15 protein-coding genes are annotated in these 18718 nt (G+C 63.2%); 4 read left to right on the plus strand and 11 right to left on the minus strand.

All coding sequences use genetic code 11. The features are described 5' to 3' along the window. Positions 1-39: 39 nt before the first annotated feature. Entirely contained in the window at positions 40-516 is a 477-nt protein-coding gene (locus tag ACK56M_RS04695; RefSeq protein ID WP_013970965.1) for a ferritin-like domain-containing protein, read from the plus strand. On the opposite strand, the gene ACK56M_RS04700 is transcribed toward ACK56M_RS04695, so the two are convergent. The 11 genes from ACK56M_RS04700 to norR form a co-directional block, all read right to left on the minus strand. After that, positions 513-2003 (minus strand): GGDEF domain-containing protein, encoded by a 1491-nt coding sequence (locus tag ACK56M_RS04700; RefSeq protein WP_015268981.1) that lies wholly within the window; start codon positions 2001-2003, stop codon positions 513-515. The two genes, ACK56M_RS04695 and ACK56M_RS04700, sit on opposite strands and share 4 nt — an antisense overlap. Positions 2004-2225: 222 nt before the next feature. Then, a complete protein-coding gene (locus ACK56M_RS04705; protein WP_054572342.1) occupies positions 2226-3560 on the minus strand; it encodes an OprD family porin in 1335 nt (444 codons plus the stop codon). 205 nt (positions 3561-3765) lie between these two features. Further along, the gene (locus tag ACK56M_RS04710) at positions 3766-3990 is read right to left on the minus strand and encodes a hypothetical protein (protein ID WP_054572341.1); all 225 of its coding nucleotides are present in this window, start codon (positions 3988-3990) and stop codon (positions 3766-3768) included. 267 nt (positions 3991-4257) lie between these two features. Then, the gene (locus ACK56M_RS04715) at positions 4258-5661 is read right to left on the minus strand and encodes a heavy metal sensor histidine kinase (protein ID WP_015268984.1); all 1404 of its coding nucleotides are present in this window, start codon (positions 5659-5661) and stop codon (positions 4258-4260) included. Continuing rightward, entirely contained in the window at positions 5636-6310 is a 675-nt protein-coding gene (locus tag ACK56M_RS04720; protein WP_015268985.1) for a heavy metal response regulator transcription factor, read from the minus strand. Before ACK56M_RS04720 ends, ACK56M_RS04715 begins: the two co-directional genes overlap by 26 nt. Before the next feature lie 9 nt (positions 6311-6319). Then, entirely contained in the window at positions 6320-9412 is a 3093-nt protein-coding gene (locus ACK56M_RS04725; protein WP_085720791.1) for a multidrug efflux RND transporter permease subunit, read from the minus strand. Next, complete coding sequence (locus ACK56M_RS04730; protein ID WP_096009903.1) at positions 9409-10572, minus strand: efflux RND transporter periplasmic adaptor subunit; 1164 nt, start codon at positions 10570-10572, stop codon at positions 9409-9411. Before ACK56M_RS04730 ends, ACK56M_RS04725 begins: the two co-directional genes overlap by 4 nt. A gap of 492 nt (positions 10573-11064) precedes the next feature. Then, positions 11065-11799 carry a YkgJ family cysteine cluster protein gene (locus ACK56M_RS04735; protein ID WP_015268988.1) on the minus strand — a complete coding sequence of 245 codons (735 nt, stop codon included), beginning with the start codon at positions 11797-11799 and terminating at the stop codon, positions 11065-11067. Further along, positions 11796-12107 carry a hypothetical protein gene (locus ACK56M_RS04740; RefSeq protein WP_015268989.1) on the minus strand — a complete coding sequence of 104 codons (312 nt, stop codon included), beginning with the start codon at positions 12105-12107 and terminating at the stop codon, positions 11796-11798. The genes ACK56M_RS04735 and ACK56M_RS04740 overlap by 4 nt, the downstream gene beginning before the upstream one ends. An 87-nt stretch (positions 12108-12194) precedes the next feature. Beyond that, a complete protein-coding gene (locus tag ACK56M_RS04745; RefSeq protein ID WP_015268990.1) occupies positions 12195-13094 on the minus strand; it encodes a chemotaxis protein in 900 nt (299 codons plus the stop codon). 192 nt (positions 13095-13286) lie between these two features. Beyond that, positions 13287-14840 (minus strand): nitric oxide reductase transcriptional regulator NorR, encoded by a 1554-nt coding sequence (gene norR / locus ACK56M_RS04750; protein WP_100413252.1) that lies wholly within the window; start codon positions 14838-14840, stop codon positions 13287-13289. A gap of 154 nt (positions 14841-14994) precedes the next feature. On the opposite strand from norR, the gene hmpA reads away from it, so the two are divergent. The 3 genes from hmpA to cyoA all read left to right on the plus strand — a co-directional run bounded on the left by hmpA (position 14995) and on the right by cyoA (position 18717). Continuing rightward, positions 14995-16173, plus strand: a complete 1179-nt coding sequence (gene hmpA, locus ACK56M_RS04755) for an NO-inducible flavohemoprotein (RefSeq protein WP_100413253.1) — start codon at positions 14995-14997, stop codon at positions 16171-16173. Between the two features lie 533 nt (positions 16174-16706). Continuing rightward, positions 16707-17213 (plus strand): disulfide bond formation protein B, encoded by a 507-nt coding sequence (locus ACK56M_RS04760; protein ID WP_039613829.1) that lies wholly within the window; start codon positions 16707-16709, stop codon positions 17211-17213. A gap of 559 nt (positions 17214-17772) precedes the next feature. Further along, positions 17773-18717: a ubiquinol oxidase subunit II gene (cyoA, locus tag ACK56M_RS04765; RefSeq protein ID WP_015268993.1), complete on the plus strand. Its 945-nt coding sequence runs from the start codon at positions 17773-17775 to the stop codon at positions 18715-18717. The last annotated feature ends 1 nt before the right edge of the window (position 18718 follow it).

Consider the following 18718-nt stretch of genomic DNA (forward strand, 5'->3'; position numbering starts at 1 on the left):
CCCTTACAGATGACTATCACCTGCCAAGGAGTTTGTGCCATGAGCAATCCCAACAAAGACGTGATCGACGTGCTCAACGACCTGATCGAGTACAGCAAGGATGGTGAGAAAGGTTTCAAGGCCTCGGCCGATGATGTGAAGAACCCCGAACTTAAAGCGTTCTTCGTTCAACGTGCCGGTGAGTGCGCCAATGCCGCCGGCGAACTGCAGAGCGAAGTGCGTCGCCTGGGGGGCGACCCGGAAACCTCCACCAGCATCAGCGGTGACCTGCATCGGGGTTGGGTAAACCTCAAGGCAATGGTCACCGGCAAGGATGAGGAAGCGGTGCTGAACGAGGTGGAGCGGGGCGAGGACCATGCCCTCAAGGCCTACAAGGAAGCTCGCGAGAAACTGGTCAAGCTGGGCCGCACCGCCAGCGACCAGACCTACACCTTGGTGGAAAAACAGCTGCAAGGTGTGCAGCGTAACCATGATCAGGTCAGAGCCTTGCGCAACGCCGCGCGCGCCCGCAGCTAGTCCGCTGGCCCCTCTACCCGGTTGCGGCCTTTGGCCTTGGCTCGGTAGAGCGCTTCATCAGCAGCACCCAGCACCCTCGCCAGGTCGTGCTGGGTGCCTGACAGGCCAATGCCGATGCTCACCGTGACAGAGTGGGCATCGTCGGCAAACGGTGCCAGCGCCTCGACGCTGGCGCGGATGCGCTCCGCCAGCAGTTGCGCACCGGCCAGGTCAGTTTCCGGCAACACCACCTGGAATTCTTCACCCCCATAGCGCGCCGCCAGATCGGCCGGGCGCCGGATGCACGCCTCGATGGTCCTGGCCACTTCGCGCAAGGCATGGTCGCCACCGGCGTGGCCGTGGCGCTGGTTGAATGCCTTGAAGTGATCCACATCCACCATCAGCACTGCCAATGACTTGCGATTGCGCTGGGCGCGGGCCCATTCCTGACGGAGTACCTGGTCCAGGTGGCGGCGGTTGGGCAAGCCGGTCAGGCTGTCGGTGGCGGCCAGGTTGGCCAGACCCTGTTCGGCCTCTTGCCGGCGGCGCAACTCGCGGCCCAGCAGCAGGGTCAGCCAGAGGATACCCACACACAGTACCCCTGTGGCGACGCCGACCACGATCGCAGTGCGGCGCCACGACTCGAAAACTTCATCGGCCGAACGCACGACCAGCACGATCAGCGGCAACTGAGCGACCCGGGCAAAGGTGTACATGCGCGGGGTGCCGTTGCGGCTGGAGCGTGCGGTAAAGCTGCCGTTCTGCTCGCTGAGAATGCGTTTGAAATTGGGCCGTTCGGCATAATTGCTGCCAATCGCCGGGTCTTGCGCGCGGCTGGGCTGGCGGGCCAACAGTTGGCCGTCTGTGTTGAGCAGGTTGATGCTGCTATCGTCGCCGATGTCCAGGCGCTGGAACAGGTCACTGAAGTACGACAGGCGCAGTGCCCCCGCGGCCAGGCCGACGAACTCGCCATTGGGCCCGGAAATGCGCCGGCTGAAACTGATGCACCAGTCCAGGTCGCCGAGCCTGGCCTTGAACGGCGGGCCGACCAGCAGGCCGAGGTTGGCGTTGTGCAGATGGGCCTGGAATACCCCTGTACCGCTGAAGTTGGCCTTGCGTGGCACGCTGCTGGTGGAATCGCCCACCACGTTGCCTTGCTTGTCCAGCCACAGCACGTCACCGCGCTTGCGGTCGACGAAGGCTTCATTGAATAGCAGGCGTTGGCGCACCGGGCCGGGTATTTCCGGCAGCTCCTTGCGCCCGACCGCCCAGATCAGGCCCTGCAGCGACTGGTCGTAGAGTTCGACGTTGCGCAGGATGTCGCTTTCGATCAGCTGGACAATATTGTTGGACGAGCGGATCGCCGACAGCTCGATATTGTCGCGCTCCCGCGCCAGCAGGTAGCTGACGATGGCCACGATGGCGAGCACGGCAAGGCAACTGCCCAGGTTGAGGAGCAGCTCGGGGTGTGACCTGTAGAGTGCGAAACGCGGTGATCGGGAGGTCATGCTCGCTACTGCGTGGGCAGGGCCATTCGCGGCGGCGACATTCTAGGGAAGCGGGGATTGTCGGACAAGATTTGTCCGACGGAATCACGCAGGGGCTGCTGCGCAGCCCATCGCCGGCAAGCCAGCTCCCACAAGTACCGCACAAGCTTGAGGTCAATGCGGTCAAGGTGGGAGCTGGCTTGCCGGCGAAACGAGGGCGAAGCCCTCGCACCCGGGTCTGGATCAGAACACGTTCAATGGGTAATCCACGATCACCCGCAGTTCATCGTTGTCGCTGTTGCTGTCGATCGACGCATAACCCTGGCTGCCACGGTGGGTGGCATAGCGCACCAGCACCGACAGGTCCTTGAGGTCTCCTTCCTGGAACACGTACTTCACGTCCACGTCGCGTTCCCAGTGCATGGCGTTCTTGCCATCGGCACGGTAGTAGTCGTAGTGGGTAGTGTCCTGGGTGGCCTTGGTCAGGTCGGCTTCACCGCGCGAGTACGACAGCACCGTACTCAGGCCAGGGATGCCCACACCAGCGAAGTCATAGTTGTACTGCAGCTTCCACGAGCGCTCGTTCGGTGCGTTGAAGTCCGAGTACATGCGCGAGTTGTCCAGGTAGACGCTGTCGCCCAGGTTGATGTAGTCGAACGGCGTGTTGCCATTGACCCGCTGATAGGCGGCGGTGACGCTGTGGAACCCGGCGTTGACGGTGAAATGCACGCTGTAGGTGTTGTTGTCGATCTTGCCCAGCAGTGCCTGGCCGGTGTCCTGAGTGTGATAGAAGTGCACGCCCGGGTTCAGGCTGACGAGATCGTTGACCACATAGGTGTAGTCGAAATCGGCGTAGTACTGGTTCCAGATGTCCTTCAGTTCGGCTGCATACAGGTTGGCAGTGATGTTCGGGGTGCCACTCCACGACGCGCCGGCCCAGTTCAGGTGCTTGCTTTTGTCATGCTCGCCCAACGAACCGTAGTAGGTGTCGATGCGGCGGTGGCCGCTCTGGTTGTACGGCTTGGTGAAGCTCACCTGGCCGCCTTCGAGCAGCAGGCCGTCGATGCTGGTGTTGGTCAGGCTCACACCACGGAAGGTCTGCGGCAGCATGCGGGTTTCGCCGCCAGCAATCACCGGGTTGGTGAGGAACAGGTCACCGGCTTTCAGCTCGGTGTCGAACGCCTTGAGCTTGACCGCGGCACCGGCGGTGGAGAACGAGTGCGGGGCAGCACCCAGTTCGTCTTCGTTCTTCTGGTGGGTCGGCAGGATGCTGGTGCCAGCATGGCCGCCGCCCCCATCGAGCTTCAGACCCAGCATGGCATGGGCGTCCAGGCCAAAGCCGACCACACCCGGGGTGTAGCCCGACTCGAAACGTGCAACCGCACCTTGGCCCCACTCGCGGGTGTCGCGCACTCCGGCGTTGTGGTTATCGCGGTTGAAGTAGGCATTACGGAAATGCAGGTTGAAGGACGAGCCTTCGATGAAGCCATCAGCCTTGTCTTCATCTGCCTGGGCGGCGAAAGGGATCGTTGCAGTCAACGCAATGAACAGCGGGGTAAAACGAAACGCGGAAGGCACCGGTACTAGCTCCTTGGGTCTGGCGGTGGGGCAGTTTTTATTTTCGAATGTGCGTCTTTTTTATAGGTGAACGTTACAGCTTGGCTGATAGTTGAAGCACATAAAAAAAGCCGCTGATCGGCAGCGGCTTTAAAAGGCTAACATATCGGCACTGGTAGTGCCCATGGCGTAGCCAAGGGAAAACGGGAGCAGCGACAGCACTTGATCAGCTGTCGGCATTGGCATCGACAGAGACCTTGGAAGCTGTCTGGTTAGCGTCTTTTACGGTGTCTACCTGCTGTGCGGCTACGGCTTCGCGGGCCTCTTGGTGGACTGCGGCGAACTCAGCATTACGGGTGACGAAAGCCTTGGATTCTTCAGCCATGGCCAGGGGCGACAACAACAGGGAAGACAGGACGAAGACGCTGGCAATACCCATACTGTTGGACATTTGAAACTACCTTCTTGCGGTGCAAGTGCTAATGAGGACGGGGGTAAAGTTAGTCCTTTCAATGCACTTGAAACAGAGCGAAGAGCGATAAGCACTGTTGCGCAAAAGGTAACTATCGCAGTAAAAGCAATTGGACTTTCGCCGCAAACCCGCAGCCTAGAGCACTTCCGCGCTTCTTTGTAGGAGCAGCCTTGTGCTGCGAAAGGGCCAGTGAAGGCATTAGAGGATATTGGGATCTACCGGCCCTTTCGCAGCGCAAGGCTGCTCCTACACGGGCGGGGTAGGCCTTGAGGTTGGTAACTGGATACCAAAGGTATTGGCCCCCGCGGCACTACGCACGAACACCTCCCCACCATGCATCAGCGCAATCGCCTTGACGATCGCCAACCCCAACCCATGGTTACCCCCACCACTATTGCTACGTGCCGCATCCACCCGGTAGAAGCGTTCGAACAACAACGGCAGGTGCTCATCGTCGATCGCCGGCCCCGGGTTGCTCACGGCGATACTGACCTGCTCCGGCCCGGCAGCGATCTGCACCTCGATCACCTGGTGCGGTGCGGTGTGCTGCACGGCGTTGTTCAGCAGGTTGATCAGCGCCCGGCGCAGCTGGGCCTTTTCGATGGGCGCCTGGGCGTCACCGCTCACACTCACGCTGACTTGCGCATCTTCGAGAATGTAGTCCAGGTAGTCCAGGGTGGTCGCCACTTCCTGGGCCAGCGAGGCCTGGGTCAGGGCAGTGGCCTTGCTGCCCTGGTCGGCACTGGCCAGGAACAGCATGTCGTTGATGATGCTGCGCAGGCGCTCCAGCTCCTCAAGGTTCGATTGCAGCACTTCGAAATAATGCTCGGCGCTGCGCCCTCGGGTCAGTGCAACCTGGGTCTGGCCGATCAGGTTGGTCAGCGGCGAGCGCAGTTCGTGGGCGACGTCGGCATTGAACGCCTCCAGCCGCGAGTAGGCCTGGCTTACCCGGTCCAGTGCGGCATTGAAGGCACCTGCAAACTGTGCAAGCTCCGGGGCCAGGGCGTGGGTCTGCAGGCGCCCGTCCAGGCGCGGTGGGGCCAGGGCCTGGGCCTCAACGGACAACGCCAACAGTGGGCGCAGGCCGATGCGCGCCACCCAGTAGCCCAGCAGCGAGGCCAGCAGCACGCCGAGCACCGCCAGCCCGACAATCGCCACCAGCAGGCTATGTTGCGCCTGCCAGAATGTTTCGGTGTCGATGCCGATCAGAAAGCGCAGCGGCGGCCGCTCGCCCAGTGCCGGTAGTTCGCTGACCAGCACCTTGTAAGGGTAGGGCCGGTCAGGCAGGCGCAGGTCGCGCATGCCCTGCGCGCCTTCGGCGAAGGCGCGGACCAGCTCGCTGGGGTGGCCGTATTCGTAGGCCGGATTGCTACTGACCACCCAGAAGCGAATGCGCTTGTCCTCTTCACTTAGCAGGTTGAGCTTGTTGTTGATCTTGACCCAGTGCTCCGGTGTGCCGAAGCGGTTGAGGGTGGACTCGAGCACACTGAAGCGCGCGTCCAGCTCGGCTTGCGGCAGCAGGTCGAGGCTGCGGTCTACCTGGCGGTACAGCGCCGAACCGATCAGCAGGAACACGCCCAGCGCCACCAGGATGAACAGCGCCGACAGGCGCAGCGCGATGGAATTACCCCGCACGGCTTTCCAGGACATAGCCCATGCCTCGGATGGTGTGCAGCAACTTGTTGTCGAAAGGCCCGTCGAGCTTGGCGCGCAGGCGCTTGATCGCCACTTCGACGACGTTGGCATCGCTGTCGAAATTGATGTCCCAGACCAGCTCTGCAATCGCTGTCTTTGACAGAATTTCGCCCTGGCGGCGGGCTAGCACGCTGAGCAGCGAGAACTCCTTGGCCGTCAGCTCAAGGCGTTGGCCGGCGCGGGTGGCCTTGCGCGCCATCAGGTCGATCCACAGGTCACCTACCTGCACCTGCAGCGGTTCATGATTGCTGCTACGGCGTGTCAGGGCTTGCAGGCGGGCGACCAGTTCGAGGAAGGAAAACGGCTTGCCCAAGTAGTCGTCGGCGCCCTCGCGCAGGCCATGGATACGGTCTTCGACCCTTTCACGGGCGGTCAGCATGATGACCGGCGTCTGCTTGCGTGCGCGCAGGGCGCGCAGCACGCCATAGCCGTCCATGCCCGGCAGCATCACGTCCAGCACGATCACCGCGTAGTCACCTTCCAGGGCCAGGTGCAGGCCCTCGATGCCGTCCCGCGCCAGGTCCACGGTAAACCCCTGCTCGCTGAGGCCGCGATGCAGGTAGTCGGCGGTTTTTTCTTCGTCTTCGATGATCAGCACACGCATGGTCTTGTCCTAACTGGCACTGGGCGCCGCCGCACGGGCGGCCTGGCGGCGGTGGAACAGGCGCTCCAGGGCCAAGTATATGACCGGGGTGGTGAACAGCGTCAGCGCCTGGCTCACCAGCAGGCCTCCAACCACGGCGATGCCCAGTGGCTGGCGCAGTTCGGAACCGGTGCCGAAGCCGAACATCAGCGGCACCGCGCCGAGCAAGGCGGCCAGGGTGGTCATGATGATCGGCCGGAAGCGCGTCAGGCAGGCCTGGTGGATCGCCTGCTCCGGGGTCAAGCCCTGGCGGCGTTGGGCCTCCAGGGCGAAGTCGATCAGCAGGATGCCGTTTTTCTTGACGATACCGATCAGAAGCACCACGCCGATCAGCCCCATGATGCTGAAGTCCTGGCCCAAGGCCCACAACAGGATCAGCGCGCCGAGGCCGGCCGAGGGCAGGGTGGAGATGATCGTCAGCGGGTGGACGAAGCTTTCGTACAGCACGCCGAGGATGATGTACACCGCCACCAGCGCTGCCAGGATCAGCCACGGCTGGCTCGACAGCGAACTCTGGAAGGCCTGGGCCGCGCCCTGGAAGTTGCCGCTGATGGAGTCGGGCATGCCGAGCTCGCGCTGGGTGCGCTCGAGGATGGTCACCGCATCGCCCAGGGCCACGCCCGGGGCCAGGTTGAACGACAGGTTGGCCGCCGGGAACAGGCCATCGTGGCTGATCGACAGCGGCCCGGTGCTGGGCGGCGCTACATGGGCTACTGCCGACAGCGGCACCATCTCGTTGGTCAGCGGCGAGCGCAGGTAGAAGTAGTTGAGGCTTTCGGCCTTGCCGCGCTGGCGGGCATCCAGTTCGAGGATCACCTTGTACTGGTTGGTCTCGGTCTGGAATTCACTGATCTGCCGCTGGCCGAAGGCGTCGTACAACGCCTGGTCGACGTCGGTGGTGGTCAGGCCGAAACGTGCCGCGGCCTGGCGGTCGATATCGATGCGGGTGACGCTGGCGCCCAGTTGCAGGTCGTTGGACAGGTCGCGGAACGCCGGGTTTTCCCGCAGGCGCTCGGTCAGGCGCTGGGTCCACAGGTTCAGTGCCATGCCGTCGTTGCTCTTGAGCACGTACTGGTACTGGGTACGCGACGGGCCGGAGCTAAGGTTGATGTCCTGGCCTGCACGCATGTACAGGACGATGCCTGGCACCTGGGCCAGTTTGGGCCGCAGCCGGTCGATCAGTTCGCTGGCCGACACATCGCGTTCGCCACGGGGCTTGAGGGCGATCCAGAAGCGGCCGTTGGCGATGGTCTGGTTGCTGCCGGTGACGCCCACCGAGTGGGAGAACGCGCGCACCGCCGGGTCGGCCTCGATGATTTTGGCCAGCGCCTTGTGCTTCTCGATCATCGACGGGTACGACACATCCGCCGCCGCCTCGCTGGTGCCAAGGATGAAGCCGGTGTCCTGCAGCGGGAAAAAGCCCTTTGGAATACCCACGTAACCGGCCACCGCCAGGGCCAGGGTCAGGCCAAACACGCCGAGCGTCAGACGCTGGTGGGCGAGGGCGCGGTCCAGGCCCTTTTCGTACCACCTGACCAGCCGCTCGCCGAAGCCGCCCTTGTGCTCTCCGGGCGGGCGGCGCATGAACAGTGCGCACAGGGTTGGCGCCAGGGTCAGCGAGACCACCACCGAAATCAGGATGGTGGCAGTGGCGGTAAGGGCGAACTCCTTGAACAGCCGGCCGACCACGCCGCCCATGAACAGCAGCGGGATGAACGCGGCGATCAGCGAGAAACTGATCGACACCACGGTGAAGCCGATTTCCCCGGCGCCCTTGAGCGCTGCCGTGCGGCTGTCGTCGCCGGCCTCCAGGTGACGGTGGATGTTTTCCACCACGACGATGGCATCGTCGACCACGAAGCCCACCGAGATGACGATGGCCACCAGGGTCAGGTTGTTCAGGCTGAAGCCGAAGATGTACATCAGCGCGCAACTGGCGATCAGCGATACGCCAAGCACGCTGGACACCACCATGGTCGCCGACCACTGTCGCAGGAACAGCGCCATCACCCCGATCACCAAGGCCACGGCGATCATCAGGGTCAGCTCCACTTCATGCAGCGAGGCACGGATGGTCTGGGTGCGGTCCTGCAGCACCGACACTTCGACCGAGGCTGGCAGCATCTCCTGCAGCTTGGGCAGGGCAGCCAGTACCCGGTCCACGGTATCGACGATGTTGGCGCCAGGCTGGCGGAAAATCACCAGGTTCAACCCGGGCTGGTCGCCGGACCAGGCTTTGACGTAGGCGTTCTCGGCGCCATTGATCACCTTTGCCACGTCCCTCAGGTGCACTGGTGCACCGTCACGGTAGGAGACGATCAGCTGGGCGTAGTCGTCGGGATGGAACAACTGGTCGTTGGCGGCGATGGTCGAAACGCTGTGTTCGCCGTACAGCGCGCCCTTGGCCAGGTTCAGGCTGGTCTGCTGGATGGCCTGGCGCAAGTCAGCCAGTGTCAGGCCGATGGCGGCCAGTTTCTCGGGTTGCGCCTGCACGCGGATCGCCGGGCGCAGTTGCCCGGTGATGTTGATCAGGCCGACCCCGTCGATCTGGCTCAGCTGGCGCGCGAGCAGGGTTTCGGCGTAGTCGCTGAGGTCGTTGCCAGGCATCTGGCTGGAGCTGACCGTCAGCACCAGCACCGGGCTGTCGGCCGGGTTGACCTTGCGCCAGGTCGGCGGGTTGGGCAGGTCTTGCGGCAGGCGCGCGGTGGCGGTGTTGATGGCCGCCTGCACTTCCTGGGCGGCGGTGTCGATGTTCTTGTCGAGCGTGAACTGCAGGATCAGGTTGGTCGAGCCCAGTGCGCTGCTGCTGGTCATCTGGGTCATGCCGGGGATGGCGCTGAACTGCACTTCCAGCGGCGTGGCCACTGACGAGGCCATGGTTTCCGGGCTGGCGCCGGGCAGCTGGGCGGTGACCTGGATGGTCGGGAAGTCGGCTTCCGGCAGTGGTGCCACCGGCAGGCGCGGGAAGGCGATGGCCCCCAGCAGCACCAGGGCGAAGGTCAGCAGGAGGGTGGCGATGGGGTGGTCGATGCACCAGGCCGAAACGCCGTTGCGCGTGTTCATGGCTGGCTCCGCCGGTCGGCCATTTCCGACGGCGCGGGGGCATCGGGGGCCACCTCGACCCGCGAACCTGGCTTGAGTCGCGACTGGCCATCGAGCACCAGGCGCTCGCCCGGCTTGACCCCGGCAATGATGTTCAGCCCGCTGTCCTGGTACAGCACCTTGACCGGCACGCTGGTGACCTTGTCACCGTCCAGGCGGTAGACGAAGTGCCCGTCGACGCCGCGCTGTACCACCGGGGGCGGCACTACCAGGGCGTTTTCTTCCACTGCGGTGCGTAGGCGGATGGTGACCAACTGGCCGGGCCACAGGTGACCGTCCTTGTTGTCGAACTCGGCCTTTACCCGCACGGTACCGGTGGTGGCGGAGATCTGGTTGTCGATCAGTGCCAGGTGGCCTTCACCCAGCAGGCTGCGTTCGCCGTCGGCATCCATGTAGGCCTGCACCAGTGCCGGGGTGGGCGCCTTCAGCAGGCTTTGGAGGGTTGGCAGCATTTGCTGCGGCAGGGCGAATTCGACGGCGATCGGGTCGATCTGGGTGACGCTGAACAGGCTGCGGGTATCGCTGGTGCGCACCAGGTTGCCGGGGTCGACGTTGCGAATGCCCACCCGGCCGGTCACTGGCGAGCGGATCTGCGTGTACGACAGCTGCACCTCGGCATTGGCGATGGCCGCCTGGTTGCCCTTGACCGTGGCTTGCAGGCGGTTGACCAGGGCCTGCTGCTGGTCGAGAGTCTGCTTCGAAACGCCGTTGTCGGTACTCAGCAGGCGGTAGCGCTGCAGGTCGACGTTGGCTACCTGGATCTGCGCCTGGCTCTGGCCAAGTTCGGCACGTGCCTGGTCGAGGTTGGCGCGGATGGCGCGATCGTCGAGGGTGGCCAGCAGGTCACCTTCCTTCACCCACTGGCCTTCCTTGACCAGCACCTGGGTCAGTACCCCCTCCACTTGCGGGCGCACCTCGACGCTGTGCAGCGACAGCACCGAGCCGATGGCGCTGGCATAGCGCGGCACGTTCTGCTGGACGACGCTGACCACGCGCACCGGGATGGCGGTTTGCGCGCGGGTGGCAGGTGCTGGCTGGCGCTGGCCGAACCAGAGGCCCGCTACCGCCAGGACCATGAGCGCCAGGGCGGCGAGGATGACAGGGCGGGACGGACGTCGCATCGGTGCGGGCACCTTGGCCATAGGGGAGGGAAGTGGCTGTATTCAATCTTATAGCCCCCGAACCGGGTCGGCAGCGTGACCGCTGGCTGACAGCGCTGTCAGAATTGCCTGCGCCTCCATCACACATCTGGCATGCGAACTGCGACCCCTGTGGGAGCGGGCATGCCCGCGAAGAATGCAACGCGGTGGATGGCAACGGCTGTGCCGGTGTTCGCGGGCACGCCCGCTCTCATAGAACAACACATGACTCATTGGTTCGGCGAGGTTCTGTAGGAGCAGCCTTGTGCTGCGAAGAGGCCGGTACTGACAAAGCCTGTCTGTTGCTTGTACCGGCCTCTTCGCAGCACAAGGCTGCTCCTACAAAGGCCGCGTCAGACGAGCGATATTTGTTCTCTGCGCGACAGCGCAGCCCAAAAGGGCTGGGTAATCTCCCACAGGGACCGCGGCAGGCTTTGGTTGCTGTGCAAGGCGGTTGCCCCCGCCGAGGCATAGCTAGAAGCTGATGAAAGCGTAATACACCGGGGGCTCATTGGTGGTGCGCAAACCATGTTCCTGCAAGCTCGCCACCAGCGCCGCGTCCTCCACGTGCAGGGTCCACTGTGCCAGGCCAGCCTCCGGTACCTGCGCCAGACCCGCGCGGAAGGCCCCCATGTCAGGCAGGTAGGCAGTAAATCCGTTGCCCTTGAGCGCACTGGTGGTCATGCCCAGCGCCTGGCACACCGCCACCTTGGCGGCGATGTCATCGCGGTCGGCCTGGCGCGAGGCCTGCACCAGCGCCTCCAGCCCGGCATCGACCAGTTGCCTGCCGTGAATCAGCTCCGGCCCCTGTTGCCAGGCTTCCGGCGGGCAGTCCTTGCTGCCTGGCCGCAGCGGGATATGCGGGTTTATTTCCACCGGGTAGATGCGACAGACCAGCGGCCGTTGGTCATAGATGGTGCACAGGTCGTTGTCGTCGAGGTTGCGGCAGCGCCCGGGGTTGAAGGCGGCAAAGGTCACCGAGACGCGTACCTCGCTGTCGCCGCAGGGTACGGGATGGGAGCGACGCAGCACATGATCACGCTGCTCTACCGGCATGCCACGGCCGTCCGCCACGAAGGCTTCGATCAGTACCACCACCTGGCCGTCGTTGTCCGCCCAGCGGCGCGCTTCGGCCAGGGTCAAGGGCACGTGGTGGCCGGTACAGCACTTGCCGCAGCCGGTACAGGCGAAACGCAGGCTGTCGGTCACTTGACCTCCGGGCTCCACTCGCTGACGAAGGCGCGCTGGTGCTGGCGGTCGTACAGGCACAGCTCGGTGCCGGTACGCTGCTGCATGTGCTTCTGGGGGTAGACGCCTTCGATCAGCAGGGCACTCATGCCGACCTGGTCATCGAACTCGGCGGGCTTGCTGCGGGCGTGAGCATCCTTGAACTGGCTGGCGGCCAGGCAAGACTTGAGCATCTGCTGGCGCTGCTCGTTCCAGGCCTGGCTGCTGGAGGCCTGGGCGATACCGCTGAAGAGGGCGAAACTGATCAGGATAGAGCTGAAAAACTTCATACGGATTCCGGCAAGTTACTTGCGAGGGGGGCGAATTATGCCCGACTCGACCCCGACGGCAAGCCGGGGAGTTTGTCTCCGAATATATCAGCGCTCGGCGAACACCACGGCGCGCGCCGCCACCACCAGACAATCGGTCAGCTCTGGCGAGGAAAACTTGGTGAGGATGGCATTGGCCCCGGCCTGGGTCGCCTTTTCACTGCTCATCGCGCTGTCCAGCGAGGTGTGCAGCAGTATGTACAGGTGCTGGAAGTCGGGGGTTTCGCGCAGGGTGCGTGTGAACGCGTAGCCGTCCATTTCGCTCATTTCGATGTCGGAGACGATCACGTTGATTTCCTGCGCGGTGCCCTGCAGCTCCAGCAACACGTTGATGGCGTCCTTGGCGCTGCGCGCGGTATGGCATTCGACGCCGAGGTTGCGCAGGGTGTGCACCGACTGTTGCAGGGCTACCTGGCTGTCGTCCACCACCAGGATATTGGCGGCGGCCAGCAGGCTGGCGTCTTCCTCGCTCAGGGTGGCGTGATGCGGTTCGGGCACCGGCGGGGCGATGGCGTGGATGACTTTTTCGATGTCCAGCACCTGCACCAGAGTGTTGTCGACCCTGGTCACGCCGGTGATGAACGAGCGGCTGCCCGAGCCATAAGGGGGTGGTTTGATGTCGGTGCTCAGGCAATGCACGATGCGGCTGACCGCCTGCACATGCAGGCCCTGGCGCGAGCGGCTGATCTCGGTGACGATCAGGCAGCCGCCGTCAGGGTCGGCCAGCGGCCGTTCGCCAATGGCGCGGGACAGGTCGATGACCGACAGCGAATTGCCGCGCAGGGTTGCCACGCCCTTCACGTGGGGGTGCGATTCGGGCAGCTTGGTCAACGGTGGGCAGGGGATTATCTCGCTGACCTTGAGCAGGTTGATTGCCATCAACTTGCCGCTGCGCAGGGTGAACAGCAGCAGGGACAGCGAGTCCGCGCGGGCATTTTGCGTGGCCATGGTGACCTTCGTGGGGAACAGGGGAATAACCGGTTATCGGCCTGGTTTGGTCGGGCTTTAGCGGGTGTGGGGATTGTGGGGCTGCTTTGCAGCCCATCGCGACACAAGGCCGCTCCTACAGGGGGGGGCGCGGTCCCTTGTAGGAGCGGCCTTGTGTCGCGATGGGGCGCAAAGCGCCCCCAGGATTCCAACTCAGCGCAGCCCCAGCCGACGGGCCAGGCGGCTAAGGTTGGCGCGGTCCAGGCCGAGTTCCCGGGCAGCCGCTGCCCAGTTTTCCTGGTGCCGCTGCAGGCAGGCCTCGATCAGCTGGCGCTGGTAGTCGTCGACGGCTTCGCGCAGGCCCCCTTCGGGTAGCGGTGCCGCCGGCAAGGGCACAGCAGGGGAGGGCGGGGTGCCGGGCGTTGCGGTTGCGCGCAGGTCCAGGTCGATGGCTTCCAGGGTGAGGATGCGTGGCCTGTCGGAATGTTGGCCCAGCGCCTTGAGCGCCGAGCGGCCGATCAGATGTTCCAGTTCACGTACGTTGCCTGGCCAGTCGTAGGCCAGCAGCGCGGCCTGGGCTTCGCTGCTCAGGCGCAGGCTGTTCAGGCCCAGGCGCGAACGGTTCTGTTCGAGGAAGTAGCCAGCCAGTAGCAGCACATCCCGCCCACGTTCGCGCAACGGCGGAACGTGCAGCGGGTATACGCTGAGGCGGTGGTAGAAGTCGGCGCGGAAGTTGCCAATACGCACCTCTGCTGCCAGGTCGCGATTGGTGGCTGCGATCAGGCGCACATCCACCCGGTGTTCGCGATCCGAGCCCAGGCGTTGCAACTGGCCGCTCTGCAGTACGCGCAACAATTTGGCCTGCACCGTCAGTGGCAGTTCACCGACTTCGTCGAGGAACAGTGTGCCGCCGTTGGCGAGCTCGAACTTGCCGCGGCGCTCGCCATGGGCGCCGGTGAAGGCTCCGCGTACATGGCCGAACAGTTCGCTTTCCACCAGGGTGTCAGGCAGGGCGGCGCAGTTGAGGCTGACCAACGGCTTGTCAGCGCGGTTGCTGGCCTGGTGCAGGGCCTGGGCCACCAACTCCTTGCCGACGCCGGTCTCACCGGTTATCAGTACGGTCAGGTCACTGCCACCGACCAGGCGGATTTCCTCGACCAGGCGCTTGTGCGCGGGGCTCTGGCCAATCAGCTCTTTGTCCTGGCCGCTGGCCTGGCGGTAGATTTCCGCGCGGTGGTGTTCGTCTTCCGCGCGCAGGGCCAGGTGCTCGATGCGCTCGGCCACGGTTACCGTGGCGGCGGCAAGGCTGGCGAAGGCCTGCAGAGCGCCCAGCTCCAGGCTCTGGAACTGCCCGGGGGTCAGGGCATCGAGGGTGACCAGGCCCCAAGGGCGCTCGTCGACCATCAACGGGCAACCCATGCAGTCATGTACTTCCAGGTTGGCATCAGGGGCGTTGACCAGGCCGTCGTAAGGGTCGGGTAGCTCGGAGTCGCTGGCGAAGCGGGTGGGTTCCCGGCTGCTTAGCAGGATCTGGAAGCGTGGATGCTCGCTGACTCGGAAGCGCCGGCCCAAGGTATCGGGGCTCAGGCCGTCCACTGCCAGCGGCACCAGCCATTCGCCGTCCAGGCGCAGCAGCGCGGCGGCATCGCAGGGCAGCAACCCACGCATGGCCTGCAGCAGGCGGCGATAGCGTTCCTGGTCGGGCAGGTCGCGGGAAAGGTCGCTGACCAGGGGCAGCAGGGTGGTGAGCAGGGGCTTCGTGGTCATATGGACTCCTGTGGGTCGATATGACTATACGTCGAGGTGGGTCGTTTTGACATGACCTGTGTCAAACCCCTGATTTTGCTGGAGATAAGAGTTGGCATGATTGGTGTAATAGCTCGGGCAGTCATTTGAAGCCACAGGCTCAGGAGTTGTTGCAATGCTCAATGCCGAACAACGTGCAATCATCAAGGCCACTGTCCCCCTGCTGGAAAGCGGCGGCGAAGCGCTGACCACCCACTTCTACAAGATGATGCTCAGCGAGTACCCGCAAGTGCGCCCGCTGTTCAACCAGGCCCACCAGGCCAGCGGTGACCAACCGCGCGCCCTGGCCAACGGGGTATTGATGTATGCCCGCCACATCGACCAGCTGGAGCAGCTTGGCGGCCTTGTCGGCCAGATCATCAACAAGCACGTTGCCCTGCAGATTCTGCCGGAGCACTACCCGATCGTCGGCAGCTGCCTGCTGCGCGCCATCGAAGAAGTGCTGGGCAAGGAAATCGCCACTCCCGCCGTGATCGACGCCTGGGGCGCGGCCTATGGCCAGTTGGCCGACATCCTGATCGGCGCGGAAGAGAACCTCTATAAACAGAAGGAAGAAGCCGAAGGCGGCTGGCGCGGCACCCGCGAATTCCGCCTGGTGCGCCGTGAGCAGGAAAGCAGCGAAATCGTTTCGTTCTACTTTGCCCCGGTGGATGGCAAACCGGTGCTCAAGGCCGAGCCTGGCCAGTACATCGGCCTGAAGCTGGACATCGACGGCGCCGAGCAGCGCCGCAACTACTCCCTGTCGGCACTGTGCGACGGCAAGGAATACCGCATCAGCGTCAAGCGCGAGGCGGGTGGCAAGGTCTCCAACTACCTGCACGATGTGCTGGCGGTGGGCGATACCCTGCAGCTGTTCCCGCCGGCTGGCGATTTCACCCTGGCGGCGAGCGACAAGCCGCTGGTGCTGATCAGCGGTGGCGTGGGTATTACTCCGACCCTGCCAATGTTGCAGGCGGCGTTGCAAACCCAGCGTGAGGTGCATTTCATTCACTGCGCCCGTAACGGCGCCGTGCATGCGTTCCGCGCCTGGATCGACGAGCTGGCCGAGCGTCACCCACAGCTCAAGCGCTTCTACTGCTATGCCGAACCGCATGATGATGCCGCGGCTGATGCCGTGGGCCTGCTGAGCGAGGACTTGCTGGCCGAGTGGCTGCCGCAAGAGCGAGACGTGGATGCCTACTTCCTCGGCCCCAAGGGCTTCATGGCTGCGGTCAAGCGCCAGCTGAAGGGCTTGGGTGTGCCAGAGCAGCAGAGCCGCTACGAGTTCTTCGGGCCGGCGGCTGCGCTGGAGTGATGTAGCGCCTGCACTGGCCTCTTCGCGGGTAAACCCGCTCCCACAGGGACCGCACAGGTTTCAAACCTTGTGGGGATCTGTGGGAAATTTAGTGGTTTTCAACAAACCAGCCCCCACAGGGATCGCGCAGATTTCAATGCCTGCGCGATCCCTGTGGGAGCGGGTTTACCCGCGAAGAGGCCGGTACAGGCTTACATCGTATTCATCCCAGCCGCTGGGCCACACTTCACCTTCCTGCCTATATATAAAGGAGAGATGAAAGCGGCTGCGCAGCTTTCATCTTTAATCCTCCTTTAATCACGGTATCCTTCACTCCCGGGTGTCGAGGGGCTTGCTCCTGCGCGGCACCCGGTCAGCCGCTTTTTTGCCGCACGGCGTTGAACCGACGTCGTTGCGGCCGGTCTCAGCCACACCGGATAGCCCCGCGCAGCGTTATCACGCCGCTTCCTCGGCACGTCAAAGGTCCTGCCCAGCGTGTAGAATTGCGCCAGGCAGGCAGATCACGCTGCCACTATCCATCGAAGGAACCGGCAATGAACGAACAAACATCGCGCCTGAATCGGGAACGGCGCTTTCTGGTACTGTTGGGCCTGATCTGCATTTCGCTGATCGGTGGCGCCCTCTACATGCAGATAGTCCTGGGCGAGGCACCATGCCCGCTGTGCATCCTGCAACGTTATGCGCTGTTGTTCATCGCCGTGTTCGCCTTCATCGCTGCGGCCATGCCCGGGCGCCGTAGCCTCACCTTCTTCGAGGCACTGGTGGTGCTCAGCGCCATCGGCGGAATCGTTGCGGCCGGCAACCATGTGTATATACTCGCCAACCCCATGGTCAGTTGCGGCATCGACACCTTGCAGCCGATCGTGGACGACCTGCCGCTGGCCAAGCTCTGGCCGCTGGTGTTCCAGGTCGACGGCTTCTGCAGCACGCCGTACCCGCCGATCCTCGGTCTGTCGCTGGCGCAATGGGCACTGGTGGCGTTCGTCCTTACGGCTGTACTGGTTCCGCTCGGGATCTATCGCAACCGACGCCAGGCTTAGACAAAAGTACCGAATGGCATGTGGTCTTTTACGCCGCATGAGAAGAGGGGAAATTCGCTCACCGCTTGATCCAGATCAACCCGGAGGCCTTGCAGAATGCGGCTTTGGGGCCTATCAAGCGGGGTGCGACAAACTGTCGCGAAGTTGAATTTTTGAGCGGTATTGTTGCAGATTCTGTAAAGGACTGTTGCTCAATAAGTCATAGTCAAGGGTTGGCGACCTATCTACAATCGCCCCCAATTTCCGTTCGGCACTGCTTGCGAGTCGCAGGATTGAAGGAAGCCTCAGCGCTCCTTTTTGCTGACTTCGTCAAGTTTCGCCCAACGGCGATACCGGGCGGATCCCCCTCCGCGTTTTCCCGCACCAAATGGACTTGGTCTGAAGTACAGGCCTGTTGCCTACGAAACCATAAGCACCGCTAACCCGCTTGACGCCAAGGTCCTGCAGTCGGACCCCGGGCAGGAGCGAGTTCGGGCGCGAAATGCCTCACTTGGCAGGACGAAGTGCTGGCTACCAAAACACAAATTGCATTGAAGCAAGCTGATCTAGAGGTCGTGAGATGAGTAAAAAGCGTTACCCCAGACTGTTTGGCATATTGCCCTTTTTAGGCATGCTTTTACTCAGTGGGTGCAACTGGACCCTGCTCGACCCGAAAGGTCAGGTCGGCATTGAGCAAAAGAACCTGATCCTGATCGCTACCGGCCTGATGCTGCTGGTGGTGATTCCTGTCATTATCATGACCGTGGTTTTCGCCTGGAAGTACCGTGCTTCCAACAAGGCTGCCACCTACACCCCCGACTGGTCGCACTCGACCAAGATCGAAGCCGCGGTGTGGATCATCCCGATCCTGATCATCATCGCCCTGGGCTACTTCACCTACCACTCCACCCACAAGCTGGACCCGTACCGTCCGCTGGATTCCGATGTGAAGCCGGTGCAGATCGACGTGGTCGCACTGGACTGGAAATGGCTGTTCATCTACCCGGAGCAGGGCATTGCCACGGTCAACAAGATCGTCTTCCCGGCTAACACTCCGGTCAACTTCCGCGTCACTTCCGACGCCGTGATGAACTCGTTCTTCATCCCGGGCCTGGGCGGCCAGATCTACGCCATGGCCGGCATGACCACCAAGCTGCACCTGATCGCCAACGAAAACGGCGAGTTCGACGGTATCAGCGCCAACTACAGCGGTGCTGGCTTCACCGGCATGAAATTCAAGGCTACTGCCACCTCTCAGGAAGACTTCGACAAGTGGGTCGCCGAGGTCAAGCAGTCGCCGAAGAAGCTGGACAAGGCCGAATACGACGCCTTGGCCAAACCAAGCGAAAACAACCCAGTCGCGCTGTATAGCGAGGCTTCGCCTGACCAGTTCCAGCTGATCGTCGACAAGTACGAAGGCATGAACCGCGGTCGTCCGAGCCACGAAGAAGCAGGCAGCAAAGATCTGGCCACTACCAAGGGTGTGGAATCGAGTATGCAACCAGCTGCCGGTGCAGAGGAGTAAG

The sequence above is a fragment of the Pseudomonas sp. s4 genome, assembly GCF_046764235.1.
Classification (GTDB): Bacteria; Pseudomonadota; Gammaproteobacteria; order Pseudomonadales; family Pseudomonadaceae; genus Aquipseudomonas; species Aquipseudomonas asiatica.